The sequence below is a fragment of the Caballeronia choica genome, from assembly GCF_001544535.1.
GTDB lineage: Bacteria > Pseudomonadota > Gammaproteobacteria > Burkholderiales > Burkholderiaceae > Caballeronia > Caballeronia choica.
Window position 1 is genome coordinate 1 of record NZ_FCON02000400.1, and the last position, 1,900, is coordinate 1,900.

The window sequence follows — 1,900 nt, forward strand, 5'->3', positions numbered from 1 at the left end:
GTGAATGACATCAGATTCAACGTTCACCCTTTCATTCAGGATGACCGTTCGACGAGGTATTTCAACGAGCTGCTAGAAGAGGTACGGGCAGCGCACCGCTATACGGAGTGGACCAGCAGTCGAAACTGTCATTATTTTTGTGTGCAAGGCGTTAAATATCCGGCATCTTCAAGATGCCGGAATCAACGGTTAAGCGCTCGGTCTTGTGAAGCGGTCTTCGTAAAGAATAGCGAACTGATTCATCGCGATTTTCCAGTCGTGAGCCGCATGACCCCAATTTGCTGTGATGTTTTGCAAGGCCAGCCAGATCAGCTTTGTCGCGGCTTCGTCGCTCGGGAAATGACCCCGTGTCTTTACAATCTTGCGTAGTCGGGCATTGATACTTTCGATAGCGTTGGTCGTGTAAATCACCTTACGCACCGCCGGCGGAAACGCGAAGAACGGAATGACCCGGTCCCAGGCCCGTCGCCATGCCGCTACGACGGTCGGGAATTTTTGACCCCACGCGCTTTGTTCGAACGCATTCAGTTCAGCTTGCGCGGCGTCTGCGCTTGCCGCCGAGTAAATTGGCTTAAGCGCTGCAGCGAGCCCCCGCCGGTCTTTCCAACTCGCAAAGTCCAGACTGTTGCGAATCAAATGCACGATGCACGTCTGCAACGTCGTGGCCGCAAACACCGCAGCAAGTGCCTCGGGCATGCCTTTCAAGCCATCGGTGACGGCAATCAGAATGTCCTGCACGCCTCGCGTCTGAAGATCGGCAAACACCTTCATCCAGAACTTGGCCCCTTCGGTGTTCTCAATCCATAGCCCCAGTATGTCGCGTGTGCCATCCGGTAGCACGCCCAAAGCCAGGTAGATGGCCTTGTTGCGTACCACGCCTTCGTCGCGGATTTTTACCCGCAAGGCATCAAAGAACACGACCGGGTACATCGGTTCGAGAGGCCGCGACTGCCATACATTGATCTCGTCCATGACGGCATCGGTGACCGAACTAATGAACTCCGGGGAGACATCGGTGCCGTATTGATCGACCAGAAAGCCCTGGATTTCGCGCACTGTCATGCCGCGGGCGTACATCGCGATGATCTTGTCGTCAAAGCCAGTAAAGCGGCGCTCATGCTTCGGGATCAGGATCGGTGCAAAGCTGCCATCGCGATCTCGCGGGATCTGAAGGCGCAGCGCACCGTCCTCGGTCAGCACCGTCTTGGCGCTCCTGCCGTTGCGATGATTGCTGGCGTCCTCAGGCCGCTCGGCGCCCGGCGAATACCCGAGGTGGTGCCCGAGTTCAGCGCCCAATGCGCGCTCGATCAATGCCTTCTTGAAAGCCATCGATGCTGCCTGGACCGCCTCGGCGCTCATCGGGCCTTTGACGAACTGATCGATCAGTTCGGGTGGAATCGACGGCAATTCCTTCGCAGCCGTAGCGGCTACCTTCGTTTTGCGTGGCATACATGCTCCTTTTCAACATGTTATGCCTTACACACAAAATTTTGGACAGGCTCCAGCAGTCATTCATCCAGCTTCGCGCTACGCGCTCACTCGTCAGGCAAAAGCTCAACCCATCGCGAGCGCTGCGTTCGTGCTTGCAGCATGCTTCAATTTTCCCCCGCCTGGCGGACCTGTCGTCGGGCACGAAGTGCCAGGACGGATGGATGACTGCTGATCCACTCCCTATCGCGGTGCGACTCCCGTACCTCTTCTAGGTGCCAACAACGAGGAAACCCCGCTAACGACACTCCCACGGTCGGGCCACTCCGATCAACTCGTGCCGAAACCGAAGCATCACTGCTGCCGAAAAAAAGCTGCTTTCTTTGCTTAGGAACGTCTGCATAAGTCATTGCATAGCATCCCGAATGAGTTACGCTTGAGATAAGCGCAAACAAGTGAGGTGTGGTCATGA

The 1,900-nt window shown here is 56.1% G+C and carries 1 protein-coding gene; it reads right to left on the minus strand.

Features of this window, described 5'->3' with window-relative positions; genetic code table 11:
- Nucleotides 1–189: 189 nt before the first annotated feature.
- Nucleotides 190–1,449, minus strand: a complete 1,260-nt coding sequence (locus AWB68_RS44440; protein WP_087650398.1) for an IS256 family transposase — start codon at nucleotides 1,447–1,449, stop codon at nucleotides 190–192.
- Nucleotides 1,450–1,900 lie beyond the last annotated feature (451 nt).